This is a genomic window from Spongiactinospora sp. 9N601 (genome assembly GCF_044326295.1).
Classification (GTDB): domain Bacteria; phylum Actinomycetota; class Actinomycetes; order Streptosporangiales; family Streptosporangiaceae; genus Spongiactinospora; species Spongiactinospora gelatinilytica.
On the sequence record NZ_JBIRBB010000012.1, the window covers coordinates 182,633 to 209,445 of the forward strand.

Consider the following 26,813-nt stretch of genomic DNA (forward strand, 5'->3'; position numbering starts at 1 on the left):
GGGGACTGAATCACGGGGCGGCACGACGGCTATCGGGGAGAGCCTGGCGACCTGGGGTCGCTAGGCTCTCCTTTGCCTTTTGCCCGCCTTATGGAGGATCTGTGACCACCGGCCCGGCCCCCGCCGGACACACGCCCACCCCAGCCCCCGTGCCCAGTGCCGCCGAGAAGCCCGTACAGGCGTCCGCCTCCCCCACCGAGCCCGCCGAGCCCGCCGGGCCGAAGCCCGACGAGCGGTTCTTCGGCATTCCGGGCAAGGCCCTGGCCAAGAGCCCCTTCCTGTTCGGCCTGACCGCCGGGCTCGGCGTGCTGGTGGCGATCGGCCTGGCCCAGGCGGTGGTGAACACCCGCAGCGTGATCGTGCTGGTGCTGGTCGCCATGTTCCTGGCGGTGGGTCTCAACCCGGCCGTGGAGTGGCTGGCCAGGCGCGGGCTGAGCCGCCGACCGGCGATCTCGATCGTGTTCCTGGGCGTGATCGCCTTCTTCGCGCTGTTCGGGCTGGCGATCGTGCCACCGGTCGCCGAGCAGGTCAGCGACTTCGTGGCCGCGGTACCCGGGTACATCAACGAACTGCTCGCCAACCCCACGATCAGGCGGCTCGACGCCGACTACGGGCTGCTGGCGCAGCTCAAGGCGTACGTCACCAGCCCCGACCTGCCGCGCGTGATCGCCGGGGGCATCGTCGGCGCGGGCGCCGTGGTGTTCGGAGCGTTCTTCTCCGGGGTAACGCTGCTGGTGCTGACGCTCTACTTCCTGGGGTCGCTGGGCTCGATCAAGGAGTACCTGCTGGGCCTGGTGCCCGCCACCCGCCGGGAGCGCACCCGCGCGATGAGCGACGAGATCCTGGACGGCATCGGCGGCTACGTGGCGGGCAACGTGGTGATCTCGTTGATCGCGGGCGTGCTGTCGTACGCGTTCCTGGGCGTCGCCGGGGTGGAGTACGCGCTCGCGCTCGCGCTGGTGGTCGCGGTGACCGACCTGATCCCGCTGGTCGGCGCGACCATCGGGGCGGTGTTCGTGAGCGCCGTGGCGCTGTTGCAGTCGCTGCCGCTCGGCATCGCCTGCGCGGTGTTCTTCCTGATCTACCAGCAGGTCGAGAACTACGTGATATACCCGCGCGTGATGAAGCGCTCGGTGGACGTCGCCCCGGCGGTGACGGTGATCGCGGCGCTGTTCGGCGGCACGCTCCTCGGCATCGTCGGGGCGCTCATCGCGATTCCGGTGGCCGCGGCGATCGCCCTGGTCATCAGGGAGGTCGTGCTGCCCCGCCAGGCCCGTGTGTGAGGGTCAGGGCCACGAGATCTCGCCCACGAAGGCGGCGACCGCCCGGTTGAACGCCTCGGGCTGCTCCACCGCCGACAGGTGCCCGGCCGCCTCGATCACGGTGAGCCGGGAGTCGGGAACGGCCTCCGCCATCGCCTCGGCGTCGGCCGGGGTCGTCATCTGGTCCTCCTCCCCCACGATCACCAGGGCGGGGACCTTCAGGTCGCGCAGCGTGTCGAAGGAGTCGGCACGGCCGGCCATCGCCCGCTGGGCCCAGGCCACCGCGCCCGGTGGAGCGGCCTGCACCAGCCCGCGCACCCGGCCGAAGACCATGCCGCGGCGCTGCCTGGTGGTGGGCCCCACAAGGCCGGGAAGCACCTCGTCGAGCAGGATCGCGTTGCCGTTGGCGGAGACGGCGGCGGCGATCCGTTCGCGGTTGGCGCGCGCCTGCTCCTGGTCGGCGGCGGCCCTGGTATCGGCCAGGATGACGCCGAGCAGGCGGTCGGGGTGACGGCGGCAGAAGGCCATCGTCACGTAGCCGCCCATCGACAGACCACCGACCACGGCCCGCTCGACGCCCTCGGCGTCGAGCAGCGCGGCGACATCGTCGGCCATCACATCGATGGAGGGGGGCTCGTCGTTGAGCACCGAGCCGCCGAAACCACGGAGATCGGGTGTGATCACCCGGCAGGAGGCGGCGAGACCTTCCCGCTGGGCCAGCCACATGGCCGAGGAGAGCGGGAACGCGTGGAGGAGGACGACCGGCACTCCGCTGCCGGCCGATCGCGAGTACAGGTGCACGGAGAACAACCTAACCTGACGTTCGGCCGCTGCCACCCCTAGCGGGGTTAGCGGTCATACCCAGAGGGTCATCGTGCCGACCGAATACCCCCCGCCCCACTCGGCGGAGCCATGTTTCAGGGCAGCCGCTCCGGCAGCGGGTACGCTCCGGGGGCCACCCTGCGGACGATCTCGTTGAGCACGATCCGCACCGAGGGCTCGCCCACCCACAGGTGCTTGGCGCCCTCCACGCCGATCACCTCGGCCTGCGGCACGAGGGCGAAGCGTTCGGCGGCCTCGTCCGGGCGCAGGTAGTCGTCGAACTCGGGCACCAGCGCCACCAGCGGACGGCCGAACTCGCCCCACGCCGTGAGGTCGGCGTCAGAGGCTCGGCGCAGCGGCGGCGAGAGCAGGATCGCCCCCTCGATCAGCGGGTCGCGCCCCCAGCGCAGCGCCAGCTCGGTGCCGAACGACCAGCCGACCAGCCACGGCCGGGGCAGGTCGTGGAACTCGGCGTACTCCAGCGCGGCGGCCACGTCGAACCGCTCGCCCTCGCCGTCGCCGAACTCGCCCTGCGAGGTGCCGCGGTCGGAGGTGGTGCCCCGCGTGTTGAAGCGCAGCACGGCCAGATCGGCCAGCGCGGGCAGCCGGTAGGCGGCCTTGCGGAAGACATGGCTGTCCATCATGCCGCCGTGGGTGGGCAGCGGGTGCAGGCACACCAGCGTGGCCGCCGGGGGCCGTTCGGCGGGCAGGGCCAGCTCGCCCACGAGCGTCAGCCCGTCCGCGGTGTGCAGCTCGATCGGCTCCCTGCGGGCGGGCAACACCGTGGACGCCCGGATCTCCATCCCTGCGACTCCTTCAGTAACGATTTCTGCCGTGCCCGCGGTCGAGGCGCTTGCGCCAGCACGGAGTGTGCCAGTGCCGCCGCTCCTCCTCGCCCCCCGGCCAGTTGGGCCAGCTCACGATGTGCGGCATGCCGGCGCGGACCTCCTGGTCACAGCCCGGGCAGCGGTAGGCGCGATCGGCCGCGCCGCCGCGCAGGGCGCGGACCTTCCACTCGCCGTCAGGCCACTCCTCGACGCGGTCCATGCCCGCGGGAAAGCCGGTGATCGGCACCGGCGGCGGGCGGGAGGCGGAGTCGCCACGCCGCCCCCGGTCGAAGGGGTCCTTTCTGCGGGCACGTCGGGGGCTCACAACGGTAGGGTAATCGGTCATGCGGCTGGTCATCGCGCGGTGCAGCGTGGATTACGTGGGGCGGCTCACCGCCCATCTGCCCATGGCATCGCGGCTCTTGCTCTTCAAGGCCGACGGCTCGGTGTCGGTACACGCCGACGACCGCGCCTACAAACCGCTCAACTGGATGAATCCACCCTGCAAGCTCCGTGAGGACGAAAAGACCTGGACGGTCACCCACGGCAAGACGGGCGAGAAGCTGATCCTCACCATCGAGGAGATCATGCACGACTCCAGTCACGAGCTGGGCGTCGATCCCGGGCTGCGGAAGGACGGCGTGGAGGCCCACCTACAGGAGCTGCTGGCCGAGCACATCGGCACGCTCGGCGAGGGCTGGTCACTGATCCGCAGGGAGTACCCGACGGCGATCGGCCCGGTGGACATCCTGTGCCGTGACCACACCGGCGCCACGGTCGCCGTGGAGATCAAGCGCAGGGGCGAGATCGACGGGGTGGAGCAGCTGACCCGCTACCTGGAGCTGCTCAACCGCGACCCGCTGATCGCGCCGGTGCGCGGGGTCTTCGCGGCCCAGGAGATCAAGCCGCAGGCGCGGGTGCTGGCCACCGACCGCGGCATCGGCTGCGTCGTGCTCGACTACGACTCCCTGCGCGGCATCGCCCCGGAGAATCCGACGCTGTTCTAGGAGCCCGATGCTCCTCTACCGCGGCGTCCGGTTGTCCCGTGCCGGCGTGTCGGCGCGACCCTCGCGGGTTTATCGTGACGACATGACCGTGAGCGCCGGCAGCCGCAGTTTCGACTCACTCGACCCCGCCACCGGTGAGGTCGTCGGCACCCATCCGGTCCACTCGGCGGCCGACGTGCGCGCCGCCGTCGAGCGGGCCGCCGCGGCGGGGCGGTGGTGGGCGGGCCTCGGCCACGCCGCCCGCAAGACCCGGCTGCTCGACTTCAAGGCCGTGCTCACTCAGAACATCCGGCGGATCGCCGCGCTGGTGAGCGCCGAGACCGGTAAGCCGCGCGGCGATGCCACGCTGGAGATCGTGCTGGCCATCGCGCACACCGACTGGGCGGCCAGGCACGCGGCGAAGGTGCTCGGCCCGCGCCGGGTCTTCCCCGGCCTGCTGGGGGCCAACCTCTCGGCCACGCTGGAGTACCGGCCGCTGGGCGTGGTGGGCGTGATCGGGCCGTGGAACTACCCGGTGTTCACACCGGCCGGTTCGATCGTCTACGCGCTGGCGGCGGGCAACGCGGTGGTGTTCAAGCCCAGCGAGTACACCCCGGGCACGGGGGCGCTGCTCGCCGAGCTGTTCGCCGAATCGGTGCCTGAGCACCCGGTCCTTCAGGTGGTGACCGGGCTCGGCGAGACCGGCGCGGCGCTGGCGGGCGACCCGGGCATCGGCAAGATCGCGTTCACCGGCTCGACCCCGACCGCCAAGCGGGTGATGACGGCCTGCGCCCAAAACCTCACCCCGCTGGTCGCCGAGTGCGGCGGCAAGGACGCCATGATCGTGGCGGCCGACGCGGACCTGCGGGCCGCCGCCGACGCCGCGGTGTGGGGGGCGATGTCCAACGCGGGGCAGACGTGCGTGGGCGTCGAGCGGGTGTACGTGGTGGACACGGTGTACGAGCCGTTCATGCGCGAGCTGACCGAGATCGCCGGCCGGGTGCGCGCCGGGGAGCACTACGGCCCGATCACCATGCCGGGCCAGCTCGACGTGATCGACCGGCACATCGGCGCGGCGGTCGCGTCCGGCACGGCGGTGCTCGGCGGGCCCGGTTCGGTGCGTCGGCCGTACGTCGACCCGGTCGTGGTGGAGGACGTGCCGGCCGACAGTCCCGCGATGCGGGAGGAGACATTCGGGCCGACCGTAACCGTGAGCCGGGTGGCCGACGCCGAGGAGGCGCTGGCGCTGGCCAACGCCTCCGCCTACGGTCTGGGCGGCACGGTCTTCTCCCGCGACAAGAGGCGCGCGATGGACCTGGCGCGGCGGATGCGCGGCGGGATGACGGCGATCAACTCGATCATCTCGTTCGCCGGGGTGCCCGCCCTGCCCTTCGGGGGCGTGGGCGACTCCGGATTCGGCAGGATTCACGGGGCGGACGGGCTGCGGGAGTTCGCGCGGCCGAAGGCGATCTCCCGGCAGCGCTTCCCACTCCCCGGAATGAACCTGACGTCGTTCAGCCGTGGTCAGGCGGAACTTGACCGTCTAGTCAGGTTGGTGACCATCCTCCATGGGCGGCGAAAGCACTAATGTCCTGACTCTTCCCGAAAAAGGATCTTGCGTCCATAATGGTGGGCTCTGGGGGTCCGCGATCACGCTGGACGCGAGGTGAATAGTGACGGGTAGGGCGTACCGGGGACTGTCGGCAGAGCAACGCCTGGCCGACAGACGGGAACGGCTCATGATGGCGGCGTACACGCTGTTCGCCAACCCAGGGTTTCCCGCAACGACGATCGAGCGGCTCTGCACCATGGCCAGGGTGTCCAACCGGGCCTTCTATGAGTGCTTCTCCGGCCGGGAGGCGCTGATGGAGGCGGTCTACGACCGCTGTGTGGACGACACGCTCCAGGCGGTGGCCAAGGCCGTGGCCGCCGCGCCGAACACACTCGACGATCGGATCGAACATGGCATAGCCGAATATGTGGCATTCGCGACAAAGGACCTGCGCAGGGCGCACATCATGCACGTGGAGGTGCGCCGCGCCGGAGACTGCCTGATCACCGCACGGCAGCGGGCGGTGGCCGGTTTCACCCGGATCATGGAGGAGACCGTGGCGGCGTATCCGCAACGGACCCCGCCGAACACCCATCTGCTGATCCTCGGGCTGATCGGGGCCTTACAGGAGTTACTCATCGAATGGGTGCTCGCGGACGTACGGCCCGCCACCGGCGACCTGATCACCACGGCCGTGCACATCTTCCGGCGCTCGTTCAGCCCGGCCGGGGCGTGACCCTTCGCTCAGGCCACCGCCGCCGACGGCGGTAACTCCTCCACACGCAGCACCCGGTTCAGCCGGGTCACCGCCAGCACTCGCATGATCCTGGGCGGCACGCCGCGCAACACCAGGTGACGACCCGCGGAAAGCGCGCGCCGATGGGTGCCCACCAGCACCCCGAGACCGGTGGCGTCGATCATCTCCAGGCCGCTGAGATCGACGACCAGGTCACCATCCCCGGAGTCCACCGCTCGATGCAACCGGGGACGAACCCCCGCCACGGTGCCGACGTCGAGCCGCTGCCCGACGCGCACCACCTGTCCACCGGACCGTTCCCGGACGCGCATGCCACCTCCCCCTGCTGATGCGTACGAACTTCCCTGCCCGGCATTGCTCGATCCATGCCTAATAACCGCCGTTTCGTGCAAGCGGTGTAAATGGCAGCGGTAAAGCGGTGGTCAAGAACGCGCCTCAGAGCCAGCCCATTTCCTGTGCCGCCCGTATCGCGGTGATCCGGTTGGTCGCGTCCAGCTTGGTCATCGCGCTGGAAAGGTAGTTGCGGACGGTGCCCTCCGTGAGGCTGAGCGCCACCGCGATGTCGCCCACCGAAGCGCCGCGCGCGGCCAGCGCGAGCGCGTCGCGCTCCCGTCCGGTCAGCGGGCTGTCCCCCGCCATCATGGCGGAGGCCGCCATCTCCGGGTCCAGGTACCGCCCGCCGGTGTGGACCTTGCGGATCGCGGTCGCCAGTTCCTCCGCCGAGGCGTCCTTCGGGATGAACCCGCGCACTCCCGCGGCGAGCGCCCGCCGCAGATATCCGGGCCGTCCGAAACTGGTGAGGATCAGGATGGCCTGTCCCGGCAGTTCCTCCGCCACCGACAGCCCGTCCATCCCCGGCATCTCGATGTCGAGCACCACGACGTCGGGCCGGTGCTCCTGCACCGCCGCCCGCACCAGGTCGCCCGCCGCCACCTCGGCGACCACCTCGATGTCCGGCTCCAGGCCGAGCAGGGTGGCGATGGCCCGGCGGATCAGATGCTCGTCGTCCGCGAGCAGCACCTTGATCATTCCACTCCCCTCACCGGAACCGTGGCCGTGAGCGCGTACTCCCCCGGCTTGCCCGGCCCCGCGCAGAGCGTGCCGCCGTGCGCGGCCACCCGGTCGGCGAGCCCGGCGAGGCCGCTGCCGTCACCGGCCGGCCGGTCCTCGCCCGGCCGCTCCCCGGCGACCGGCCGCACGCCGTCGTTGGTCATCCGCAGCCGCACCCGGCCGCCGTCCGGTTCGACATCGATCCGGCAGAAGGTGGCCGAACTGTGCCGCAGCACATTGGTGGTGCCCTCCCTGACGACCCAGGCCAGCAGCGTGCTCACCTGGCCGGGCAGCGCGGACTCGGCGGGGGCGCGGACCTCGCAGCGGATGCCGGCCGCCACCAGAACCGCGCGTACGCTGCTCAACTCGGCCGGCAGGTCCACGGTGCGGTAGCCGCGTACCGCCGTACGGATCTCGTGCAGTGACTCCTTGGCCAGGTGGCGCACCTCGCCCATCTCGGCGACGGCGCGATCCAGGTCGGCGTGGGCCAGCTTGAGGGCCACCTCGCTCTTCACCGCGATCGCCGAAAGGCTGTGCCCGACCAGGTCGTGCAGGTCGCGGGAGAACCGCAGCCGCTCCTCGGTGACGGCCAGCCTGGTCTGCGCCTCCTTGCCCGCGATCGCATCCGCGAGCACATACCAAAACCACACCTGGAACCTGTTCCCCCAGGTGGTGACCACAATGACCAGGAGGAGCTGGAGGGCCGCCGGCACCATGCCCTTGTCGCTCGCGGTCAGCGCGGCGGCGGCGGCCGTCGTGCCCAGCGTGATGAGGACCGCCTGCGCGGTGGTCACGTTGAGCGCCGCCACGCCGGCCCAGGCCGCCGCCATGAGCCCCCAGCCCCACGGCGTCGGATCCTGGATCAGCAGCGCCACCACGCTGACCGCCCCCGCCGCCGCGATCTCCCGCCAAGGCGTCCGGCGGGTCATGGCGATCCGGGTGATCCGCAGGTACAAGACCACGAACACGACGAGACAGACCACGCCGGAGATCACCTTGACCGGTGACAGCGTCTCGGCGAGTGAGGAGACGGCGAACCCGTTCAGGGCGCCCGTGCCGGCGATGATCACACCGACCATGAGCGACCATCTGGTCACCCGGCGGACCCGCTCGTACGCGGCCCGTTCCCGCGCGCCCGAATTATCCGACATTTCGCATCACACGCTATCCGTGCCGCGGATCCCATCGGAACAGCCACCGAGCCAGCAGCGCCGACACGGCCACCCAGGCCAGCGCGATCCCGATCGCGGGCAGCGCGGCCACCCACTGCGCGGCCATGCCCAGCGGCTCACCGCCGGTCCCGACGAAGTCCCGTCCCAGGTAGGCCGTCCGCATGATCTCCACCACCGGCGTCACCGGGACCACCTCGGCGAGCACGCCGAGCGGGCCGGGCATCGCCGTGGTCGGGCCGATGATCGGCGCGCCGAGCATCACGACCAGCAACAGCGGCAGCACCGCCACCTGGGCCGTCTCGGCGTTCGGCGTGATCCCGGCGAAGGCCGCGGCGAGCAGCCCCATGATCGCGACGCCGAGCAGCGCGCCGAGCAGCATCAGCGGCAGGTTGGCGGGCGGCCCGCCGTCCTGCCAGCGCATGCTCCACACCACCACGAGCCCCACCTGGAGCGCGAAGACGGCCAGCGCCCCGAGCATCGCCCCGCCGAGGATCGCCGCCGCGGACGGCTGGGCCGCGCGCAGCCGCTTGAGCACCAGTTCCTCGCGCCGCGCGGTGAAGGTGTTGACCATGTTGACGAACACCGCGAACCCGAGCATCAGGCCGGGCAGCCCGGTGATCACGTACAACTGGCCGGGCACCCCCTCGATCTGACGGCCGGCCGCGACGTTGCTGAACAGCCAGCCCATCAGCAGCGGCAACAGCAGGACGTTGACCATGGCCGTCTGGTTGCGCCCGAGCAGCTTCAGGTCCACCCGCGCCAGCCGCACGGCGTGCAGGACATCCGTTCTCATCGCCCCTCCTCCACGACGCGCAGGAAGACGTCCTCAAGCGTCCCCCGGCGTACTTCCAGCCGTTCCAGGGTCAGTTCGTGCTTGTCGGCCCAGTCGAGCAGCGGGCGCAGCGCCGCGTGCGCGCGGCCGGCCTCGGGCGAGGCGGGCAGCACGTAGGTCACCCGCGTGCCGTCGCCGGAACGGGCGGTCGTGGCGGCGGTGCCGTCCAGGAACGGCAGGCCCTCGCGCAGCCGTTCGCGCAGTCCGGCGGGCGGCAGGGCGAGCCGGAAGTGGATCTGGTCGCCCGCCTTGGCCACCACCTCGTCCACCGTCCCGGACGTGGTGATCCGCCCCTGGTGCATGATCGCCAGCCGGTCCGCCAGCTTCTCGGCCTCCTCCAGGTAGTGCGTGGTCAGCAGCACCGTGACCCCCGCCGCCCGCAGATCGTGGATGATCTGCCAGGTGCCGCGGCGCGCCTCGGGGTCCATCCCGGTGCTCGGCTCGTCCAGGAACAGCACCTCCGGCTCGGCCAGTACGGCGAGCGCCAGGTCGAGCCTGCGCCGCTGTCCCCCGGAGAGCTGCCGGACCCTCGTGCGCTCCTTGGCGGCCAGCCCCACCATCTCCAGCGTCCCCGCCATGGAGGAGCGCCCCGCGTCGGCCGCCATTCCGCGCCACAGTCGCACGGTCTCACCGACCGTCAGGTCGCCGAGGAACCCGCCCTCCTGGAGCATCACGCCGATCCGGGGGCGCAGCGCGCGCCCGTCCTTGGCGGGGTCCAGGCCGAGCACCCGGACGCTGCCGGCCCGCGGCCGGGCGAAGCCGAGCAGCGACTCCATCGTGGTGGTCTTGCCCGCGCCGTTCGTGCCGAGCAGGGCGAACAGCTCGCCCCGCCGTACGGTGAACGAGACCCCGCGCACCGCCTCGAAGTCGCCGTACGCCTGCCGGAAGTCGTCCACCTCGATCGCGGTGGCGGCCCGTGCCGGTTCGTCTCTCATGTCGCCCAGCTTGGCCGCCAGGCCGTATCCGCAGGTAGTCGCCGATATCACCGGCTCAAGGTGGATCTCGCGCACGACCGGGATGACAACTGTCATCTACTGTGAAGCCATGACCCGCACTGACAAGGACAAGCCGGTCGTACTCTCCCGGATCTACACCCGGACCGGCGACGACGGCACGACCAACCTCGTCGACATGAGCCGCGCCCGCAAGACCGACACCCGGCTCGCCGCCTACGCCGACGTGGAGGAGGCCAACGCGGCCATCGGCCTGGCCATCGCCGCGGGGCTCGACCCCGCCATCGCCCGGGTCCTCGGCCGGATCCAGAACGAGCTGTTCGACCTCGGCGCCGACCTGGCCACTCCGGTCACCGAGAACCCGGAGTTCCCGCCGCTGCGCGTGGAGGAGTCCTACATCGCCTGGCTGGAACGCCGGTGCGATGAGTTCAACGAGCGCCTGGAGCCGCTGCGCAGTTTCATCCTGCCCGGCGGCACGCCCGCCACCGCGCACCTGCACCTGGCCCGCACGATCGTGCGGCGGGCCGAACGCTCGGCCTGGGCGGCGATCGAGACGTACGACGACGTCAACCCGCTGACCGCGAAGTATCTCAACCGGCTGAGCGACCTGCTGTTCATCTTGTGCCGGGTCGCCGCGGGCGGCCAGGAGATCCTCTGGCGGCCGGGCAACACCCGCGAGGAGTGAACGCTAGGTGAGGTCCAGGTGGGCACCGGGCGGGGCGGACTCCAGCCAGGCCAGGAAGCCGGTGAGCGCGTCCTCGGTCATCGCCAGGGAGATCGTGCCGCAGTCGACCGCCCACAGCTCGCCCTCCCGCCTGCGGGCAGAAACACGAAGGCCGCGCCTCGCGATCGCGTGGCGCGGCCGGAACCGCAGACTCAGGAAGGGGATCCAGTGCAACTCCCCGTCGGCATAGCGGGCCACCCCGTTCTTCCACCCGCTCACGCCGTCGCGCAGCCGACAGAGCACATGGCCCCGGGAGCGGGAGAGCACCACCCCCCGCAGCACGACAAGGGCGACGAGCGCCACGATGCCCCCACACACCACCAGCGTCGCCGACATCGCCCCGCCCCCGCCTTGTCCCAGTTGTACCGAGTCTAGATCATCGCCGCAGGCGCGATCACACGTCCTCGCCCGCCGCGCGGAGCCGTGCCGTGGCCCGCTTGGCCTCCAGAGCCGCCTCCATGTTCTCGGCGTCGGCATCGACCGACGCCAGCGCACGCTCCAGAGCGTCGCGCGCCGCCCGGACGTCCACCTCGGAGCCCAGCTCGGCCATCTCCGCGAGGACCGACACCTCGTTGTCGGCCACCGAGAAGAACCCGCCGTGGACGGCGGCGACCAGCTCGCCCTCGCCACCGGCGCGCTTCACCCGCAGCACGCCGCCCTCGACGAGAATGCCGAGCACGGGAGCGTGATTCGGCATGATACCGATCTCGCCTTCGACGGTCTTGGCGATGACCATATCGGCCTCACCGGACCAGATCTCCCGCTCCGGCGAGACCACTCCTACTCGCAGCTTCGCCACTTCATGGTCCTTTCTGCCGGGTGCCGGTACGGGCAGAGCCGTACCGGCACCGCGAGCGACGATTAGCGGGCGAGTTCCTTGGCCTTGGCCACCGCCTGCTCGATGCCGCCGACCATGAAGAAGGCCTGCTCGGGCAGGTGGTCGTACTCGCCGGCGCAAAGGCCCTTGAACGAGGCGATGGTCTCGTCGAGCGGCACGGTCTCGCCCGGCTGCCCGGTGAACGCCTCGGCGGCGTACATCGGGTGGGACAGGAAGCGCTCGATGCGCCGCGCCCGCTGGACGGTGACCTTGTCCTCTTCGGACAGCTCGTCGATGCCCAGGATCGCGATGATGTCCTGGAGCTCCTTGTACTTCTGCAGGATCCGCTTGGTCTCCTGGGCCACCGCGTAGTGCTCCTCGCCCACGATCTGCGGGTCGAGGATCCGGGAGGAGGAGTCCAGCGGGTCCACCGCCGGGTAGATGCCCTTCTCCGAGATCGGCCGGGACAACACCGTCTGGGCGTCGAGGTGCGCGAACGCGTTGTGCGGCGCCGGGTCGGTGATGTCGTCGGCGGGCACGTAGATCGCCTGCATGGAGGTGATCGAGTGGCCGCGGGTGGAGGTGATGCGCTCCTGCAGCACGCCCATCTCGTCGGCCAGCGTCGGCTGGTAACCCACCGCGGACGGCATACGGCCGAGCAGCGTGGAGACCTCGGATCCGGCCTGGGTGAACCGGAAGATGTTGTCGATGAACAGCAGCACGTCCTGCTTCTGCACATCGCGGAAGTACTCCGCCATGGTGAGGGCGGACAGCGCGACGCGCAGCCGGGTGCCCGGCGGCTCGTCCATCTGGCCGAAGACCAGGGCGGTGTCCTTCAGGACGTCCGCCTCGGCCATTTCCACCCACAGGTCGTTGCCCTCACGGGTGCGCTCACCCACGCCGGCGAAGCACGAGGTGCCACCGAAGTTACGGGCGACCCGGCGGATCATTTCCTGGATCAGCACGGTCTTGCCCACGCCCGCGCCGCCGAACAGGCCGATCTTGCCGCCCTGGACGTACGGGGTGAGCAGGTCGATGACCTTGATGCCGGTGACCAGCACCTCGGTACGCGACTCAAGCTGGTCGAACGGCGGCGACGGGCGGTGGATGCCCCAGCGCTCCTCGATCTTCACCGAGGAGGTCGGCACGTCCAGCGCCTCGCCGAGGGCGTTCCACACGTGGCCCTTGACCGCGTCGCCGACCGGCACCGAGATCGGGCCGCCGGAGTCGGTGACGGGGGTGCCGCGCACCACGCCGTCGGTGGGCTGCATGGAGATCGCCCTGACCAGGTTGTCGCCCAGGTGCTGGGCGACCTCCAGGGTCAGCGTCTTGGTCTCGCCGCCCAGGGCGACCTCGACGTTCAGCGCGTTGTAGATCTCGGGCATCGCCTCGGCGGGGAACTCCACGTCGACGACGGGGCCCGTGACCCGCGCGACCCGGCCCACGCCGGTCTCAACAATCTGTGCAGTCATTTCACTCTTTCCCCGCTGCGGCGTCGGCCAGCGCGTTGGCGCCACCGACGATCTCGCTGATTTCCTGGGTGATCTCAGCCTGACGCGCCTGGTTCATCTGCCGGGTGAAGACCCCGATGAGCTCGTTGGCGTTGTCGGTCGCCGCCTTCATCGCGCGCCGCCGGGATGCCTCCTCGGAGGCGGCGGACTGCAACAGCGCGGTGAAGATGCGCGACTCCACATAGCGTGGCAGCAGCGAGTCGAGCACCGCGCCGGCGCCCGGCTCGAACTCGAAGTACGGCAGCAGGGCCGTCTCCTCGGTCTGCTCGGCCTCCACGACCTCCAGCGGCAGAACCCGCTTGACCACGACGTTCTGGGTCAGCATCGAGACGAACTCGGTGGAGACGATGTGGATCTCGTCGATCCCCTCCTCCGCCTTGAACGACTCGATCAGCGTGCCCGCGATCTCCTTGGCGTCGGAGTAGGCCGGCCTGCGGGAGAAGCCCTCCCACTCACCGGCCATCTCCCGGCCGCGGAAGCGGTGCCAGCCGACGCCCTTGCTGCCGACCACGAAGGGCACGGCCCGGACGCCGCGCTCCTCCAGCAGCCCGCGCAGGGCCTCGGCCTCACGCAGCACGTTGGCGTTGAAGCCGCCGCAGAACCCGCCGTCGCTGGTGACGATCAGCACGCCGGCGCTGGCCGGACGCTCCTTCTCGACGGTCAGCGGGTGGTCGATGCTGGAGGTGTTGCTCACCACACCGGTCACCGCGCGGGTGATCTCCCGCTCGTACGGCAGCGCCTCGGCCATCCGCTGCTGGGCCTTGGCGATCCGCGAGGACGCGATGAGCTCCTGCGCGCGAGTGATCTTGGCGGTCGACTTGACCGACCTGATCCTGCGCCGCAGCAGCCGAAGCTGTGCTCCCATGACCTGCTACTTCTTCTCGGGGGTACGGACGACCTTGGTGATCTTCTCCTGGCCGACCTCACCGGCTTCGAGCGCGTCGACCGGCTCGTCCTTGACCAGCAGCTCGCCGGAGGAGGTCTCGAACCCCTTCTTGAAGTCGGTGATCGCGTCCTTGAGCGCGGTCACCGCGTCGTCGGCCAGCTCGTTGGTCTCCCGGATGCCGTCGTAGATGCCCTTGTGCTCGCGGGCCAGGTAGTCCAGGAACTCGGTCTCGAAGCGGCGGATGTCCTCGATCGGCACCTCGTCCAGCTCGCCGGTTGTACCGGCCCACACCGAGACGACCTGCCGCTCGACCGGGAACGGGCTGTACTGAGGCTGCTTGAGCAGCTCGACCAGGCGCGCGCCGCGTTCGAGCTGGGCGCGGGAGGCCGCGTCGAGGTCGGAGGCGAAGGAGGCGAACGCCTCCAGGTCTCGGTACTGGGACAGCGACAGCTTCAGCGTGCCCGCGACCTTGCGCATGGCCTTGACCTGCGCCGAGCCGCCGACTCGGGACACCGAGATACCGACGTTGATGGCCGGCCGCACACCCGCGTTGAACAGGTCGGTCTCCAGGAAGCACTGACCGTCGGTGATGGAGATGACGTTGGTCGGGATGAACGCCGAGACGTCGTTGCCCTTCGTCTCGATGATCGGCAGACCGGTCATCGAGCCGCCGCCCATGTCGTCGGAGAGCTTGGCACACCGCTCCAGGAGCCGCGAGTGCAGGTAGAAGACGTCGCCGGGGAATGCCTCACGGCCCGGCGGGCGGCGCAGCAGCAGCGAGACCGCGCGGTAGGCGTCGGCCTGCTTGGTGAGGTCGTCGAAGACGATCAGGACGTGCTTGCCCTGGTACATCCAGTGCTGGCCGATCGCGCTGCCGGTGTAGGGGGCCATGTACTTGAAGCCCGCGGCGTCGGACGCCGGCGCGGCGACGATGGTGGTGTACTCCAGCGCGCCCGCCTCTTCCAGCCGCGCCCGGACCTGCGCGATCGTGGAACCCTTCTGGCCGACCGCGACGTAGACGCAGCGGACCTGCCGCTGCGGGTCGCCGGAGGCCCAGTTGTCCCGCTGGTTGAGGATGGTGTCCACGGCGATCGCGGTCTTGCCGGTGCCACGGTCGCCGATGATGAGCTGGCGCTGGCCGCGCCCGATCGGCGTCATGGCGTCGATGGCCTTGATTCCGGTCTGCAGTGGCTGGCGCACCGACTGGCGCTGCACCACCGAGGGCGCCTGCAGCTCAAGGGCGCGGCGGCCCTCGGCCTCGATCGGGCCCTTGCCGTCGAGCGGGTTGCCCAGTGGGTCCACCACGCGGCCGAGGAAGGCGTCGCCGACCGGCGCCGACAGGACCTCGCCCGTGCGGCGGACCGTCTGGCCCTCCTCGATCTTGCTGTAGTCGCCCAGGATAACGACACCGATCTCCCGGACGTCCAGGTTCAGTGCCAGGCCACGCGTGCCGTCCTCGAACTCAAGCAGCTCGTTCGCCATCGCCGAGGGAAGGCCGGAGACATGGGCGATGCCGTCGCCGCAGTCGACGACGGTCCCGATCTCCTCACGCGCGGCGCCTTCCGGCTCGTACGCCTGGACGAAGCGCTCAAGCGCGTCCCGGATCTCATCCGGCCGGATCGTCAGCTCCGCCATCTCTCTCTGTCTCCCTATTGACTAAACAACCGACGTCGGTCAGCCGGCCAAGCGGCGGCGGACTTCTTCGATTCGCGCCGCGATGGTGGTGTCGATGACCTCGTCGCCGACACGAACCGAGAACCCGCCGATCACTCGGGGGTCGACCTCGACGTTCAGGTGAACGTCTCGGCCGTAGGAGTCGCGCAGCAGCGCGGCGAGCCGCTGCTTCTGCCCGTCACTGAGCGCGACCGCGCTGCGCACCACGGCCACCAGGCGCTGCCGCTGGGCGGCGACCAGGTGGCCGAAGTCGGCGAGCCCGGTCTCCAGGCTACGTCCTCGCGGGTGCGCGACAGCCTGAACCACCAGCAGCGATGTCACCGGGGCCACCTTGCCGCCGAGCAGGGAGCGCAGGAACTCCGCCTTGCGCTCGGCGGTCACGGCCGCGTCGCCCAGGAAGCGACGCAGCTCGGCGTTGCTCGCCACGATGCGGCCGAACCGGAACAGCTCGTCTTCCACATCGTCGATCTGCCTCGCCGCCTCGGCGGCAGCGGCTGCGGCGATCACCGCGACCCGCTCCAGAGCGTCGGCGACGTCTCCGGCGCGGGTCCACTTGGCGGCGACGGCGGCGATCGTGGTCTCCAGCGCGGCCTCACCGATCTTGCCTTCCAGCAGGACCCTGGCCGTCTGTGCCTTCTGCTCCGCCGGACGCGACGGGTCGGACAGGGCACGGCGCAGGCCGTGCTCCCGGTCCAGGAGCCCGGCGACCGCGAACAGGTCCTCCGACAGCGCGGTGAGATCCGCGCCGGCCGCCACGACGTTGAACCGCTCCTCCACCGAGGCCAGCGACGCCCTGCTCAGACCCATCATCGTCATCGTCAACGCACCGCCTGCCTGGCGTCGCTCTCCAGCTCCTCAAGGAACCGGTCGACGACACGGCGCTGGCGGGCCTCGTCCTCAAGGGACTCGCCGACGATCCGGCCGGCCAGATCGGTGGACAGCCGGCCGATCTCCGCCCGGAGCTGGGCGAACGCCTGCTGACGGTCGGCCTCGATCTGGGCGTGCGCCGCCTCGATGAGGCGGCGGGCCTCGGCCTGCGCCTCCTCACGGAGCTCGGCCTTGATCTGGGCGCCCTGCTCGCGCGCCTCCTCGCGCAGCCGCGCGGCCTCATGCCGGGCCTCGACGAGCTGCTCGCGGTATTCGTCCAGCGCCTGCTGGGCTTCCTTCTGGGCGTCGGCGGCCTTCTTCAGGCCGCCCTCGATCGCCTCCGCGCGGTCCGCGAGGGTCTTCTGGATGCGCGGGACCAGCATGCGCCCTACGAAGAACAGCACGAACAGGAACGCGAAGCCGCCGATGGCCATCTCGGCCGGGTGCGGAATGAGCGGGTTGTTGCCGCCCGCTTCGGCAAGGACATTCATGGCCTGGCCTCCCCTCGGGGGTCAGTCGCTCGTCAGGCTCGGAAGGCGAAGGCGAGGGCCACGCCGATCAGCGCGAGCGCCTCGGTGAACACGAAGCCGAGCAGCATGTTCTGGCGGATCAGGTTGTAAGCCTCGGGCTGGCGGGCGATCGCCTGCACACCTTGGCCGAAGATGATGCCCACGCCGATGCCCGGGCCGATGGCCGCGAGGCCGTAACCGATGGAGCCGAGGTTGCCGGTGACTTGAGCGAGCAGGCTCATGCTTTTCCGTTTCCTTTTCTATCGGCCGGTGGAGTGTCCACCGGAATCTCTTGAGTTCTCAGTGGGCCGGGTGCAGCGCGTCGTTGATGAACATCGCGGTCAGCATCGCGAACACGTAGGCCTGCAGGGCCTGGATGAAGAGCTCGAACGCGGTCAGCGCGATGGTCATCAGGACGCCGAGCACACCCAGCGGCGCGCCGAGCGGGCTGAGCTCCACGAACAGGAAGTGCCAGCCCACCTCGGAGAACAGCGCGATGATGAGGTGACCGGCCATCATGGTGGCGAAGAGCCGCACCGCGTGGGTGACGTGCCGCAGGATCACCGTGGAGGCGAACTCGATCGGCGCGACCAGCACGTACATCCAGCCGGGCAGCCCGGGCGGGAACATGATGTTCTTGAAGAAGCCCCAGGGCCCCTGGTGCTTCATGCCCAGGAAGAGGACCATCACCCAGACGCCCAGCGCGAGGATGGCCGGGTAGCCGATCAGCGCCATCACCGGGAACTGGATGAAGATGACCGACCCGAAGAGGTTCATGACCAGCACGAACAGGAACATGCTGAACAGCAGCGGCATCCAGCGGTCGCTGTCCTTGCCGAGGAACGGCCGCGCGCACTGCTCGCGGACGAACTCGTAGGCGTACTCGCCGAGGGCCTGCATGCCGCGCGGCACCAGCTTCGGGCGCGAGAAGGCCGCGAAGCAGAGCACGATCACCAGCAGCGCCGCCAGGAACGCGAGCAGAGCGGGCTTGTTGAACCACTCGGCACCCGACACCAGTGCCGGCCATTCGAAGAGGTTGAGTCCCGGGGCCTGGAACTCTTCGGCTGCGAGGGGCGCGGCGCTCACTCGGCGTTCCCTTCCTCGTAGTGGATCAGGGTGTCTTCCAGCGCCCGGTCACCGGATGGCGAGGGATCGGGAAGCTCAGTCAGGTGGGTGGTGCGGTCGGACGGAGACCAGGATCCGCGGGCGCCTATGGGCGCCCAGGCGGATCGGCGATCGCGCACGCGACGATAGCAGGCGGAAGCGTGACTAGTCATATCGGGCCACGAACTGCCTGCTGCGGTGAGTTTACGGGATGGGACCGCCGGTGGGTGAACGGCGGCCTGGCTGCGGCGCATCATTTCTCTCCGGCGTGTCCGGGAACCTTGACGTCCGGCTCGACGTACAGCATCCGCAGCTTCATGAACGCCCTGGCCTCTCCCACGGTCCAGGCGACCGTGCAGAGGATGACCGTCCAGGTGAACGTCATGGGGTGCCACGCGGTGACGTCGGAGAGGGAGCTCAGCGCGAGGGCCAGCGCGATGATCTTGACCAGGTAGGTGCCCAGCGCGGCGATCATCATCATCTGCGGCGACACGCGCGAGGCGTAGGCCACGGCGACCAGGCTGATGATGAAGAACCCGGCGACCACCACAACGCCGATCAACGCGGCGAGCGCTCCCGCGGCACCGACGGTGAACGTCGAGACGAGGGCCACGACCAGGCCCACCACGAGGGCGGGTATCGCGGCGTTTTTGAGGACGCGCACGTCGTTGGCCTGCATCGGTGCTCCAGAAACGGTTGTCAAGCGAGCATTTGCTGCCTCACACGGCCGAGCCGGTGAGGACCTCTGCTAGTGAAAGCTATCACAAGCTCCGGCAGAGCCGTTTTTACCTGCCGTTTCGAATGCGATGATCAAGGGGTGGCACGGGGTGAGAGCCCAGGTAGCGGCACGTCTCCCAGCGGGATCACGGCGGTGTCCTGGCCCATCTCGGCCGTCGGCGGGCGCTCGGCGGAGGGACCGCCACCGGGCCCTGCCGGGTGCGGACCGGCGGACGGGGGCTGGGGCGCCTCGCCCATCGAGGGGCGCGCGGGCGGGCCGCCGAACGGACCGGCCATCGGATCGGCCGCGTGATCGCCGGGCGCGTCGTCCTCCGGCCTGCGCCGACGTCCCGCTGCGTGCGCTCCGCCGCCACCGCCTCCCCCGCCACCGCCCTGCCAGCGCTCCCGCAACCGCGGCAACGCCATCAGGAACAGCGCGATCAGGGCCAGGATGACGATCCCGACGAACACGATCATCGGCACGCTGAAGATCGACGCGCCGACCACGGAGAACCCGAACAGGAACGTCCACGCGTACATGATCAGAACGGTCCGCCGGTGGGAGTGGCCGATGTCCAGCAGCCGGTGGTGCAGATGCCCGCGGTCGGGGGCGAACGGCGACATGCCATAGGAAGTGCGGCGGACCACCGCCGTCCATAGGTCCAGCAGGGGCAACACCATCACCGCGACCGGCAGCAGCAGCGGCAGGACCAGCGGGAACCGGTTGATCGTGGCGCTGAGCGCACTGGAGTCGATCGGGGTCACCGTGACCACCGAACTGGCCAGCACCAGGCCGAGCAACATCGCGCCGGTGTCGCCCATGAAGATCTTCGCGGGATGGAAGTTGTGCGGCAGGAAGCCGGCGCAGATGCCGATGAGCACCGAGGTGATCGCGGCCGTGGCGTTGATCCGGGTGTCGCCCATCGTGGTGGACAGCACGATCGAGTAGGCCCACATGGCCATGGCCGCGATGCCGACGATGCCCGCGGCCAGGCCGTCCAGGCCGTCGACGAAATTGACCGCGTTGATCGCGACCACCACGACCAGGATGGTGATCACCGTTCGCAACGTGCTGTCCAGGGACAGCGCGGCGGTGCCGGGCATGGGGATCCACTGCAGGTACAGGCCGAACGCGACGAGCAGGCCGGCCGCGGCGATCTGGCCGCCCAGCTTGATGAAGGGGTCCATGCCCCACCAGTCGTCGAGGAAGCCGGTGATGGTGATCAGGCCGCCGGCCGCGATCAGGGCCAGCACGGTCTGGCCGCCGGCCAGGTTGGGGTCGGCCAGCGACTGGGCGACCCAGGGCTGCCGGGTGGCGAACAGCAGACCGGCGACCAGCCCGCCGTACATCGCCAGGCCGCCCAGGCGGGGGGTGGGGGTGGTGTGCACGTCGCGTTCGCGTACCTCCGGCATGGCGCCGATGCGGATCGCGAACAGGCGGACGAGGGGCACGAGGAGATACGTGACCGCCGCCGCCACCAGTGCAATGAGGAAGTACTCGCGCACGGACCTAGTTTCCTGGATGCTCCGGCCTGCTGAGGCCGGAAATCGACACAGAACAGCTCATGATTCGCTGGGATAAACCTGATGGACGCCTACCAGCTCCGCCACCCGCCGCCTCACCTCCGGAGCGCCGCCGGGGTCGCGGACCGCCGCCGCCACCATCGTGGCGACCTCGGCCAGGTCGCCGGGCCCGAGGCCCTGCGTCGTCACGCACGGCGTGCCGACCCGCAGGCCCGAGGTCACCGTGGGCGGCTCGGGGTCGTAGGGGATCGCGTTGCGGTTCAGCGTGATCCCGGCGTCCGCGCACCTGCGCTCGGCCTCGCGCCCCGTGACGCCGAGCGGGCGCAGGTCGATGAGGGCCAGGTGGGTGTCCGTGCCGCCGGAGACCGGGCGCATCCCGGAGGCCGCCAGGCCGTCGGCGAGCGCGCGGGCGTTGTCCACGACCCGCTTGCCGTACTCGGCGAACTCCGGGCGCAGCGCCTCGCCGAACGCGACCGCCTTGGCCGCGATCACGTGCATCAGCGGGCCGCCCTGGGTGAACGGGAAGACCGCGCGGTCGATCCTGGCGGCCAGCTCGGCGGTGCACAGCAGCCCGCCACCGCGCGGGCCGCGCAGCGCCTTGTGCGTGGTGAAGGTGACCACGTCGGCGTAGGGCACCGCGGAGGGGATCGCCCCGCCCGCCATCAGCCCGATCGTGTGCGCCACATCGGCGAGCAGCCAGGCCCCCACCTCGTCGGCGATCCCGCGGAACGTGGCGAAATCGATCAGCCGGGGGTAGGCCGTGGCGCCACATATGATCATCTTAGGGCGGTGGCGGAGCGCGAGGTCCCGCACTTCGTCGTAGTCGATCAGTTCGGTGTCCCGGCGCACGCCGTACGCCGCGACGTCGAACCATCTTCCCGAGAAATTCACCTTCGAGCCGTGGGTGAGGTGCCCGCCGTGCGGCAGCGCCATCGCCAGCATCGTGTCACCGGGCCGCAGCAGGGCCGCGTAGGCCGCCAGGTTGGCCGACGCCCCCGAGTGCGGCTGAACGTTGGCGTGCTCGGCCCCGAACAGGCGTTTGGCGCGCTCCACGGCCAGCGCCTCGGCCCGGTCGACCACCTCGCAGCCGCCGTAGTAGCGGCGGCCGGGATAGCCCTCCGCGTACTTGTTGGTGAGCGTGGAGCCGAGTGCGGCGAGCACAGCGGGCGAGGTGAAGTTCTCGCTCGCGATCAGTTGCAGGCCGGTCCGCTCCCGGTCGAGCTCGTCCAGGACCACGGCGGCGATCTCCGGGTCCTCGCGCAGCAGCATGGCGAAGTCGGGACCGTAGTAAGGCGTCTCCTGGCCCGTCACCTCTGCTCGCCTCAATCCGCCTCGACCGTGCCGGCTGCGTCCGGTGGGCGCGGCGACGCGGCGACGCCGACCGGCCCATGGTTCACTTCATCCCACTGTAAGCCCGGCCGGGCCGGTTTTCCCATGTCATGCGGCCGGACACGGCCACGGATCAGGAGAAGGCGTGCGGCGCCCCCGCCTCGACCGGCACCCAGCGCGGGGTGTCGGCCGCCTGGTCACTGATCGCGCTGAGCACGGACTGCCGGTAGAGCGCCAGCCGTTTGTCCCACTCGCCGATGTCCTCGACGTAGCGCCGGCCCACGGGGGCGTCCCACACGTCGGGGCTCTCGGCCAGCCGCCGTGCCTCCTTGAGCGTGCCGGTCAGCGACTCCATCATCGGCATGACCTGGTTCCACAGCGTGACCAGCTTCTGGTATTCGGGGTTGAACTGCCAGGCGCGGGTCTGACCGTCGAGCCCGAGCGGGTCGCCGGTGGACGCCGGCGGGCTCTCTCCAGGCTGCAACGGCTGCGGCGCCGGTGGATCGGCGAACATCGAACATCTCCTCCCATCCGCGGTCGGATCGGCGATCGGTCAGGCCGGCCGGGCGGACCCGCCCGGTTGTACGACTCCCGGTCCTCCCTCGGGCCCGACGTCCTCGGGCACCCGCTCCACGCCGCTCCAGTGGTCTTCTCCGGACAGCGGGACGGTGGGCGGCTCGGCCGAATCGGCTTCACGCACGTCCTCGAACTCCTCTTCCAGGGACGACTGCTCCAGCGGCACGTCTCCACCCCCGCGGGCGCCGCCGGAATCCATGAACCCGGACCCGGGCACGGTGGTGGCGCCGTCATCGGCGCCACCGCCGCCGTCGCCCATGGAATCGGCGGGAGCGTCGTACCCGACGCCGGACACCGCGCCGCCGTCCTGGGTGGCGGTGGAGGCTTCATAGGCGACTCCGGACACGGTGGTGCCGCCGCCCACGCCGCCCTCGCCGGCCTTGTCCGCGCCCGAGCCGCTGGGTTCGAGGTCGGGGTTCTCGCCGCCGTCCGGGACGCGCTCGATCTGGGGGATCTTCTCGTCCTTGGGCTGGGAGTCGGAGTCGGGCAGGCTCGGGTCCACCTGGCCGGGAGGCCCGTCCGGTGTCGGGCCGTGTGGGCTGAGCTGCAGGTCGTCGGCGATCGGCATCTTGTGCGGCTCGGCGTTCTCGAAGTTCTCGATCATGTCGCGGAGCTCGTCCATGGTGGGCGGTTCCAGCGGGACCTGCATCATCTTGGTGCCGTTGGGCAGCTCGATGACCCGTGGGCCGTCCGGCGCGGAGTCGTCGGGGTGATCGATCCGGTCGGGGTGGTCGATGCGGTCGTCGTCGCCCTCGGGAGCCTCCGGGGACTCAGGCGACTCCGGAGACTGAGGATCGCGGTCCTTGGGTTGCTCGTCCTTCGGGTGCTCGTCCTTCGGGTCCTCGCCGTCGGGCTGCGGCTGGTCCGGTTTGTCGCCCTCCGGCTGCCCATCGGGACGCTCGCCCTTCGGCTGGTCGTCCTTGGGACGCTCGTCCTTGGGCTGCTCTTCCTGCGGCTGCTCGTCCTTGGGCTGATCCTGCTTGGGATCGTCCTGCTTCGGGTCGTCCTGCTTGGGCTCGTCGGGCTTCTCACCCTTGGGGTCATCACCCTTGGGTTGTTCGTCCTTGGGCTGATCCTGCTTCGGGTCGTCCTGCTTCGGGTCATCGCCCTTGGGCTGCTCGTCCCTGGGCTGATCCTGTTTGGGATCGTCCTGCCTGGGGTGGTCCTGCCGGGGCTCGTCGGACTTGTCGCCGTTCGGCTGGTCCTGCTGCTGCCTGGGCTCGGGGTCGTCGCGCGCCGGGGGCGGGACGTCCTGGGTCAGCTCCGGGCCGCCGCCCGGGGGCGGGCCCTCCTGCTGTTTCTCCTTCTTCTCCAAGACCGTGAGCCGCGAGTTGACGTCGGTCACCATCCGCTCGCAGGCGTCGGCGATCTGGACCGGGCGATGGCTCGCCTGAGCAGGCACGCCCGCCGCGCTCACCAGGCGGGTGACCTGGCCCTCCGTGGAGCGCATTCGCTCGGCAGCGCGCTCCACCTCGGTCAGTAACTGACGGACGAGCTTGGGATCCATGCCCTCGAACTTGCCCATGCGCGTCTCCCGGGGGGAAGGATATCGGCCGCCCACTTACCGTACCCGGGCACAGGCCGTCCGTCCTAGGGATCAGGACGAGGTATAACCGATCAATCCTGGTCGGGATCCGCCTTCGCCGCGCTCTCCGGCTTGGGCTCGGGCTCGGGACCCGAGGCCGCCGGCTGCGGGGCGCCGTCGGTGGCGATGTATCCGGCGATCGCGCGCAGCTTGTCCTCGCTGATCAGCCCGCGCCGCAGCAGCCGCGGTACCGCGCTGGTGAGATCGACGATCGTGGACGGCGCCCGGTCCGTGCACGGCCCGTCGTCGAGGTACACCTCCGCCGCCTCGCCGAGCTGCTTCTCGGCCTCCTCGACCGTGGTCGCCGGCTCCTGCCCGGAGCGGTTGGCGCTGCTGACCGCCATCGGGCCGATGTCCTTGAGCAGGTCGAGGGCCACCCCGTGCAACGGCATGCGCAGCGCCACCGTGCCCTTGGTGTCGCCGAGGTCCCAGGACAGGGAGCGGTTGGCCCGGCAGATCAGCGTCAGCGGCCCCGGCCAGAACGCGTCGATGAGGTCCTGCCCGTACGGCCCGAGGTTCTCCACCAGGGCGGTGGCCGCCCGGACGGTGCCTACCAGCACCGGCACCGGTATGTCCCGGCCCCGGCCCTTGGCCGCCAGCAGCGCGTTGACCGCGGACTGGACGAAGGCGTCGCAGCCGATGCCGTACACCGTGTCGGTGGGCAGCACCACGAGCTGGCTCATGCGCAGGGTGGACGCCGCGTCGGCCAGGCCGGCGGCCCGTTGCTCGGCGTCGGCGCAGTCGTAACGTCGGCTCACAGTCAGCATCCTTTCACTGCCGCTCACTCCTGGCCGAAGCGGGCGGTCACGAAACGGTCCCTGCGGGTCAGGTCCTGCTGGACGCGTACGTCGCGCCAGCCGTTCTCCTCACGGAAGATGAGATACACCGCCGAGCCCTGCACGTCGGCGTGTTCTACCACGACGAACCCGCCGGGCCGCAGCAGCCGCCTGGCCGTGCGCTCGACCGCGCGGACCTGGTCGAGGCCGTCGGCGCCCGAGCCGTACAGCGCCGGCGCAGGATCATAGTCACGGACCTCAGGATGCCGGGGGATCGCGCCGGGCGGGATGTAGGGCGGGTTGGAGATGACCAGATCGACCCGGCCGTCCAGCTCTCCCAGGGCCTCGGCGAGGTCTTCCGGATGCAGGGTGACCCGGCCCTGCCCCAGCTCGGAGATGTTGCGCTTGGCCCAGCCGTACGCCTCCGGGTCGATCTCCACCGCGTGCACCCTGGCCAGCGCGACCTCCTGGGCGATGGACAGCGCGATCACGCCCGAGCCGGTGCCGAGGTCCACGACGGTCGGGGAGGCGACGTCCATCTCGCGCAGCCGGTCGATGGCCCAGCCGACGACGACCTCGGTCTCCGGGCGCGGCACGAAGACGCCGGGACCGACCTCCAGGGACAGATAGCGGAAGTAGGCCCGGCCGGTGATGTGCTGCAACGGCTCGCGGGCCTCGCGGCGCGCGATGCCCTCCCAGAACAGCGCGTCGAACTCCGAGTCCTTGACGGTGTGCAGCTCACCGCGGCGCACGCCATGGACGAACGCCGCGATCTCCTCGGCGTCGGTGCGCGGCGAGGGCACTCCGGCTTCGGCCAGCCGGGCGGTGGCGAGGGCGATCTCGTCCAGGAGGAGGCTCATGACATGAGGTCTTGGGGCAGGCCGGGGTTCGGTGGTCGGCGGGATCAGGATGTTGAGGAGTGGGAGGCGAGCTTTTCCGCGGTCTCGGCGTCGAGCAACGCCTGGATCACCGCGGACAGCTCACCGTCCAGGACGTGATCGAGGTTATACGCCTTGAAGCCGACCCGGTGGTCGGAGATGCGGTTCTCCGGGAAGTTGTAGGTGCGGATCCGCTCGGACCGGTCGACGGTGCGGACCTGCGACTTGCGCTCGGCCGCGGCTTCGGCGGCGGCCTCCTCCTCGGCGATGGCCTGCAACCGGGCACGGAGCACGCGCATCGCGGTCTCCTTGTTCTGGAGCTGGCTCTTCTCGTTCTGGCAGGAGACCACGACCCCGGTCGGCAGGTGGGTGATGCGCACCGCCGAGTCGGTGGTGTTGACGCTCTGCCCGCCGGGCCCGCCGCTGCGGAAGACGTCGATGCGCAGGTCGTTGGGGTCGATCTGGACGTCGACCTCCTCGACCTCGGGGTAGACGAGCACCCCGGCGGCGCTGGTGTGGATGCGCCCCTGCGACTCGGTGGCGGGAACCCGCTGGACGCGGTGCACGCCGCCCTCGAACTTCAGCCGCGACCACACGCCCTCGTCGCCCTTGGACTTGATGGCGACCGTGACGTCCTTGTAGCCGCCGAGGTCGGACGGCTGGGAGTCGATGATCTCGGTCTTCCAGCCGGCCCGCTCGGCGTACCGGAGGTACATCCGCAGGAGGTCGCCCGCGAACAGGGCGGACTCCTCGCCGCCCTCGCCCGCCTTGATCTCCATCAGGATGTCCTTGGTGTCGTTGGGGTCACGCGGGATGAGCAGGTGCTTGAGGCGTTCTTCCAGCGCGGGCACCCGCGCGGCCAGCTCCTCGGCCTCCACCGCGAACGCCGGGTCCTCCCCGGCCAGCTCCCTGGCGGTGCCGAGGTCATCGCGCACCGTCTCAAGCTCGCGGTAGGTGGCCACGATGGGGCTCAACTGCGCGTAACGCCGGCCGATCGTGCGCGCCTTGTTCTGGTCGGCGTGCACGGCGGGATCGGCGAGCGTGGCCTCCAGCTCGGCGTACTCCTTGAGCAGTTCGTCCAGCTTCACCGCGTGATCCCTTCACCATCCTGCGAAAGCCCCGA

General features: G+C 70.4%; 30 protein-coding genes. 5 read left to right on the forward strand and 25 right to left on the reverse strand.

Going from position 1 to position 26,813, the window contains the following annotated elements:
- The first annotated feature begins 101 nt into the window (after positions 1 to 101).
- Positions 102 to 1,283: an AI-2E family transporter gene (locus ACH34R_RS28010; RefSeq protein ID WP_397564517.1), complete on the forward strand. Its 1,182-nt coding sequence runs from the start codon at positions 102 to 104 to the stop codon at positions 1,281 to 1,283.
- Between the two features lie 3 nt (positions 1,284 to 1,286).
- On the opposite strand, the gene ACH34R_RS28015 is transcribed toward ACH34R_RS28010, so the two are convergent.
- The 3 genes from ACH34R_RS28015 to ACH34R_RS28025 form a co-directional block, all read right to left on the reverse strand.
- Positions 1,287 to 2,063: an alpha/beta fold hydrolase gene (locus ACH34R_RS28015; protein ID WP_397564518.1), complete on the reverse strand. Its 777-nt coding sequence runs from the start codon at positions 2,061 to 2,063 to the stop codon at positions 1,287 to 1,289.
- Positions 2,064 to 2,179: 116 nt separating this feature from the next.
- The gene (locus ACH34R_RS28020) at positions 2,180 to 2,887 is read right to left on the reverse strand and encodes an alpha/beta hydrolase (protein ID WP_397564519.1); all 708 of its coding nucleotides are present in this window, start codon (positions 2,885 to 2,887) and stop codon (positions 2,180 to 2,182) included.
- A gap of 13 nt (positions 2,888 to 2,900) precedes the next feature.
- A complete protein-coding gene (locus ACH34R_RS28025; RefSeq protein ID WP_111168394.1) occupies positions 2,901 to 3,236 on the reverse strand; it encodes an ATP/GTP-binding protein in 336 nt (111 codons plus the stop codon).
- A 19-nt stretch (positions 3,237 to 3,255) separates the two neighbouring features.
- Between ACH34R_RS28025 and nucS the strand changes: the two genes are divergently transcribed.
- The 3 genes from nucS to ACH34R_RS28040 all read left to right on the forward strand — a co-directional run bounded on the left by nucS (position 3,256) and on the right by ACH34R_RS28040 (position 6,185).
- Complete coding sequence (gene nucS, locus ACH34R_RS28030) at positions 3,256 to 3,918, forward strand: endonuclease NucS (RefSeq protein ID WP_397564520.1); 663 nt, start codon at positions 3,256 to 3,258, stop codon at positions 3,916 to 3,918.
- Positions 3,919 to 4,000: 82 nt separating this feature from the next.
- Positions 4,001 to 5,485: an aldehyde dehydrogenase family protein gene (locus tag ACH34R_RS28035; protein WP_397564521.1), complete on the forward strand. Its 1,485-nt coding sequence runs from the start codon at positions 4,001 to 4,003 to the stop codon at positions 5,483 to 5,485.
- Positions 5,486 to 5,570: 85 nt separating this feature from the next.
- A complete protein-coding gene (locus tag ACH34R_RS28040; protein WP_225878738.1) occupies positions 5,571 to 6,185 on the forward strand; it encodes a TetR/AcrR family transcriptional regulator in 615 nt (204 codons plus the stop codon).
- An 8-nt stretch (positions 6,186 to 6,193) separates the two neighbouring features.
- Here ACH34R_RS28040 and ACH34R_RS28045 read toward each other — a convergent pair whose 3' ends face one another.
- From ACH34R_RS28045 to ACH34R_RS28065, 5 genes are all read right to left on the reverse strand, one after another.
- Positions 6,194 to 6,517 (reverse strand): STAS domain-containing protein, encoded by a 324-nt coding sequence (locus tag ACH34R_RS28045; protein WP_111168392.1) that lies wholly within the window; start codon positions 6,515 to 6,517, stop codon positions 6,194 to 6,196.
- Positions 6,518 to 6,641: 124 nt separating this feature from the next.
- Positions 6,642 to 7,235: a DNA-binding response regulator gene (locus tag ACH34R_RS28050; RefSeq protein ID WP_397564522.1), complete on the reverse strand. Its 594-nt coding sequence runs from the start codon at positions 7,233 to 7,235 to the stop codon at positions 6,642 to 6,644.
- Entirely contained in the window at positions 7,232 to 8,407 is a 1,176-nt protein-coding gene (locus tag ACH34R_RS28055) for a sensor histidine kinase (RefSeq protein WP_397564523.1), read from the reverse strand. Before ACH34R_RS28055 ends, ACH34R_RS28050 begins: the two co-directional genes overlap by 4 nt.
- A 13-nt stretch (positions 8,408 to 8,420) precedes the next feature.
- Entirely contained in the window at positions 8,421 to 9,221 is an 801-nt protein-coding gene (locus ACH34R_RS28060; RefSeq protein WP_397564524.1) for an ABC transporter permease, read from the reverse strand.
- A complete protein-coding gene (locus ACH34R_RS28065) occupies positions 9,218 to 10,291 on the reverse strand; it encodes an ABC transporter ATP-binding protein (RefSeq protein ID WP_397564525.1) in 1,074 nt (357 codons plus the stop codon). The genes ACH34R_RS28060 and ACH34R_RS28065 overlap by 4 nt, the downstream gene beginning before the upstream one ends.
- Positions 10,292 to 10,304: 13 nt before the next feature.
- On the opposite strand from ACH34R_RS28065, the gene ACH34R_RS28070 reads away from it, so the two are divergent.
- Complete coding sequence (locus ACH34R_RS28070; protein WP_397564526.1) at positions 10,305 to 10,898, forward strand: cob(I)yrinic acid a,c-diamide adenosyltransferase; 594 nt, start codon at positions 10,305 to 10,307, stop codon at positions 10,896 to 10,898.
- Between the two features lie 3 nt (positions 10,899 to 10,901).
- Here the strand turns inward: ACH34R_RS28070 and ACH34R_RS28075 are convergent, their stop codons facing one another.
- The 17 genes from ACH34R_RS28075 to prfA all read right to left on the reverse strand — a co-directional run bounded on the left by ACH34R_RS28075 (position 10,902) and on the right by prfA (position 26,778).
- Positions 10,902 to 11,273 (reverse strand): DUF2550 domain-containing protein, encoded by a 372-nt coding sequence (locus ACH34R_RS28075; RefSeq protein WP_397564527.1) that lies wholly within the window; start codon positions 11,271 to 11,273, stop codon positions 10,902 to 10,904.
- A gap of 58 nt (positions 11,274 to 11,331) precedes the next feature.
- Positions 11,332 to 11,736 (reverse strand): F0F1 ATP synthase subunit epsilon, encoded by a 405-nt coding sequence (locus tag ACH34R_RS28080; protein WP_397564528.1) that lies wholly within the window; start codon positions 11,734 to 11,736, stop codon positions 11,332 to 11,334.
- Positions 11,737 to 11,798: 62 nt separating this feature from the next.
- Positions 11,799 to 13,226, reverse strand: a complete 1,428-nt coding sequence (gene atpD, locus ACH34R_RS28085) for a F0F1 ATP synthase subunit beta (protein WP_397564529.1) — start codon at positions 13,224 to 13,226, stop codon at positions 11,799 to 11,801.
- A 1-nt stretch (position 13,227) separates the two neighbouring features.
- Positions 13,228 to 14,130 carry a F0F1 ATP synthase subunit gamma gene (locus ACH34R_RS28090; RefSeq protein ID WP_397564530.1) on the reverse strand — a complete coding sequence of 301 codons (903 nt, stop codon included), beginning with the start codon at positions 14,128 to 14,130 and terminating at the stop codon, positions 13,228 to 13,230.
- Positions 14,131 to 14,136: 6 nt separating this feature from the next.
- On the reverse strand, positions 14,137 to 15,786 hold the full coding sequence (atpA, locus tag ACH34R_RS28095) for a F0F1 ATP synthase subunit alpha (protein WP_397564531.1): 1,650 nt from the start codon (positions 15,784 to 15,786) through the stop codon (positions 14,137 to 14,139).
- 39 nt (positions 15,787 to 15,825) lie between these two features.
- Positions 15,826 to 16,641 carry a F0F1 ATP synthase subunit delta gene (locus tag ACH34R_RS28100; RefSeq protein WP_397564532.1) on the reverse strand — a complete coding sequence of 272 codons (816 nt, stop codon included), beginning with the start codon at positions 16,639 to 16,641 and terminating at the stop codon, positions 15,826 to 15,828.
- A gap of 2 nt (positions 16,642 to 16,643) precedes the next feature.
- Positions 16,644 to 17,183 carry a F0F1 ATP synthase subunit B gene (locus ACH34R_RS28105; RefSeq protein ID WP_111168382.1) on the reverse strand — a complete coding sequence of 180 codons (540 nt, stop codon included), beginning with the start codon at positions 17,181 to 17,183 and terminating at the stop codon, positions 16,644 to 16,646.
- A 32-nt stretch (positions 17,184 to 17,215) separates the two neighbouring features.
- The gene (atpE, locus tag ACH34R_RS28110; protein ID WP_111168381.1) at positions 17,216 to 17,443 is read right to left on the reverse strand and encodes an ATP synthase F0 subunit C; all 228 of its coding nucleotides are present in this window, start codon (positions 17,441 to 17,443) and stop codon (positions 17,216 to 17,218) included.
- 58 nt (positions 17,444 to 17,501) lie between these two features.
- A complete protein-coding gene (gene atpB, locus ACH34R_RS28115; protein WP_397564533.1) occupies positions 17,502 to 18,287 on the reverse strand; it encodes a F0F1 ATP synthase subunit A in 786 nt (261 codons plus the stop codon).
- Positions 18,288 to 18,558: 271 nt separating this feature from the next.
- Complete coding sequence (locus ACH34R_RS28120; protein ID WP_397564534.1) at positions 18,559 to 18,984, reverse strand: hypothetical protein; 426 nt, start codon at positions 18,982 to 18,984, stop codon at positions 18,559 to 18,561.
- Positions 18,985 to 19,115: 131 nt separating this feature from the next.
- A complete protein-coding gene (locus tag ACH34R_RS28125; protein ID WP_397564535.1) occupies positions 19,116 to 20,528 on the reverse strand; it encodes a glycosyltransferase family 4 protein in 1,413 nt (470 codons plus the stop codon).
- 57 nt (positions 20,529 to 20,585) lie between these two features.
- Positions 20,586 to 21,815 carry a serine hydroxymethyltransferase gene (gene glyA, locus ACH34R_RS28130; RefSeq protein WP_397564618.1) on the reverse strand — a complete coding sequence of 410 codons (1,230 nt, stop codon included), beginning with the start codon at positions 21,813 to 21,815 and terminating at the stop codon, positions 20,586 to 20,588.
- 193 nt (positions 21,816 to 22,008) lie between these two features.
- Positions 22,009 to 22,389, reverse strand: a complete 381-nt coding sequence (locus ACH34R_RS28135) for a hypothetical protein (protein WP_111171813.1) — start codon at positions 22,387 to 22,389, stop codon at positions 22,009 to 22,011.
- 39 nt (positions 22,390 to 22,428) lie between these two features.
- Positions 22,429 to 23,976 carry a hypothetical protein gene (locus tag ACH34R_RS28140; RefSeq protein WP_397564536.1) on the reverse strand — a complete coding sequence of 516 codons (1,548 nt, stop codon included), beginning with the start codon at positions 23,974 to 23,976 and terminating at the stop codon, positions 22,429 to 22,431.
- A gap of 92 nt (positions 23,977 to 24,068) precedes the next feature.
- The gene (locus tag ACH34R_RS28145; RefSeq protein ID WP_397564537.1) at positions 24,069 to 24,794 is read right to left on the reverse strand and encodes an L-threonylcarbamoyladenylate synthase; all 726 of its coding nucleotides are present in this window, start codon (positions 24,792 to 24,794) and stop codon (positions 24,069 to 24,071) included.
- Positions 24,795 to 24,817: 23 nt separating this feature from the next.
- Positions 24,818 to 25,672, reverse strand: a complete 855-nt coding sequence (gene prmC / locus ACH34R_RS28150; protein WP_397564538.1) for a peptide chain release factor N(5)-glutamine methyltransferase — start codon at positions 25,670 to 25,672, stop codon at positions 24,818 to 24,820.
- A 44-nt stretch (positions 25,673 to 25,716) separates the two neighbouring features.
- Entirely contained in the window at positions 25,717 to 26,778 is a 1,062-nt protein-coding gene (prfA, locus tag ACH34R_RS28155) for a peptide chain release factor 1 (protein ID WP_397564539.1), read from the reverse strand.
- Positions 26,779 to 26,813 lie beyond the last annotated feature (35 nt).

Bases quoted from the DNA above. Each gene is read 5' to 3' on its own strand.
- ACH34R_RS28035 (WP_397564521.1), top strand. From the start codon at position 4,001: ATGACCGTGAGCGCCGGCAGCCGCAGTTTCGACTCACTCGACCCCGCC.
- ACH34R_RS28100 (WP_397564532.1), bottom strand. From the start codon at position 16,641: ATGACGATGATGGGTCTGAGCAGGGCGTCGCTGGCCTCGGTGGAGGAG.
- ACH34R_RS28050 (WP_397564522.1), bottom strand. From the start codon at position 7,235: ATGATCAAGGTGCTGCTCGCGGACGACGAGCATCTGATCCGCCGGGCC.
- nucS (WP_397564520.1), top strand. From the start codon at position 3,256: ATGCGGCTGGTCATCGCGCGGTGCAGCGTGGATTACGTGGGGCGGCTC.
- ACH34R_RS28120 (WP_397564534.1), bottom strand. From the start codon at position 18,984: ATGCAGGCCAACGACGTGCGCGTCCTCAAAAACGCCGCGATACCCGCC.
- ACH34R_RS28090 (WP_397564530.1), bottom strand. From the start codon at position 14,130: ATGGGAGCACAGCTTCGGCTGCTGCGGCGCAGGATCAGGTCGGTCAAG.
- ACH34R_RS28020 (WP_397564519.1), bottom strand. From the start codon at position 2,887: ATGGAGATCCGGGCGTCCACGGTGTTGCCCGCCCGCAGGGAGCCGATC.
- ACH34R_RS28060 (WP_397564524.1), bottom strand. From the start codon at position 9,221: ATGAGAACGGATGTCCTGCACGCCGTGCGGCTGGCGCGGGTGGACCTG.
- ACH34R_RS28135 (WP_111171813.1), bottom strand. From the start codon at position 22,389: ATGTTCGCCGATCCACCGGCGCCGCAGCCGTTGCAGCCTGGAGAGAGC.
- ACH34R_RS28070 (WP_397564526.1), top strand. From the start codon at position 10,305: ATGACCCGCACTGACAAGGACAAGCCGGTCGTACTCTCCCGGATCTAC.
- ACH34R_RS28055 (WP_397564523.1), bottom strand. From the start codon at position 8,407: ATGTCGGATAATTCGGGCGCGCGGGAACGGGCCGCGTACGAGCGGGTC.
- atpA (WP_397564531.1), bottom strand. From the start codon at position 15,786: ATGGCGGAGCTGACGATCCGGCCGGATGAGATCCGGGACGCGCTTGAG.
- ACH34R_RS28065 (WP_397564525.1), bottom strand. From the start codon at position 10,291: ATGACAGTTGTCATCCCGGTCGTGCGCGAGATCCACCTTGAGCCGGTG.
- ACH34R_RS28105 (WP_111168382.1), bottom strand. From the start codon at position 17,183: ATGAATGTCCTTGCCGAAGCGGGCGGCAACAACCCGCTCATTCCGCAC.
- ACH34R_RS28045 (WP_111168392.1), bottom strand. From the start codon at position 6,517: ATGCGCGTCCGGGAACGGTCCGGTGGACAGGTGGTGCGCGTCGGGCAG.
- ACH34R_RS28140 (WP_397564536.1), bottom strand. From the start codon at position 23,976: ATGGGCAAGTTCGAGGGCATGGATCCCAAGCTCGTCCGTCAGTTACTG.
- ACH34R_RS28075 (WP_397564527.1), bottom strand. From the start codon at position 11,273: ATGTCGGCGACGCTGGTGGTGTGTGGGGGCATCGTGGCGCTCGTCGCC.
- glyA (WP_397564618.1), bottom strand. From the start codon at position 21,815: ATGCTGCTGCGCGAGGACCCGGAGATCGCCGCCGTGGTCCTGGACGAG.
- prmC (WP_397564538.1), bottom strand. From the start codon at position 25,672: ATGAGCCTCCTCCTGGACGAGATCGCCCTCGCCACCGCCCGGCTGGCC.
- atpE (WP_111168381.1), bottom strand. From the start codon at position 17,443: ATGAGCCTGCTCGCTCAAGTCACCGGCAACCTCGGCTCCATCGGTTAC.
- atpD (WP_397564529.1), bottom strand. From the start codon at position 13,226: ATGACTGCACAGATTGTTGAGACCGGCGTGGGCCGGGTCGCGCGGGTC.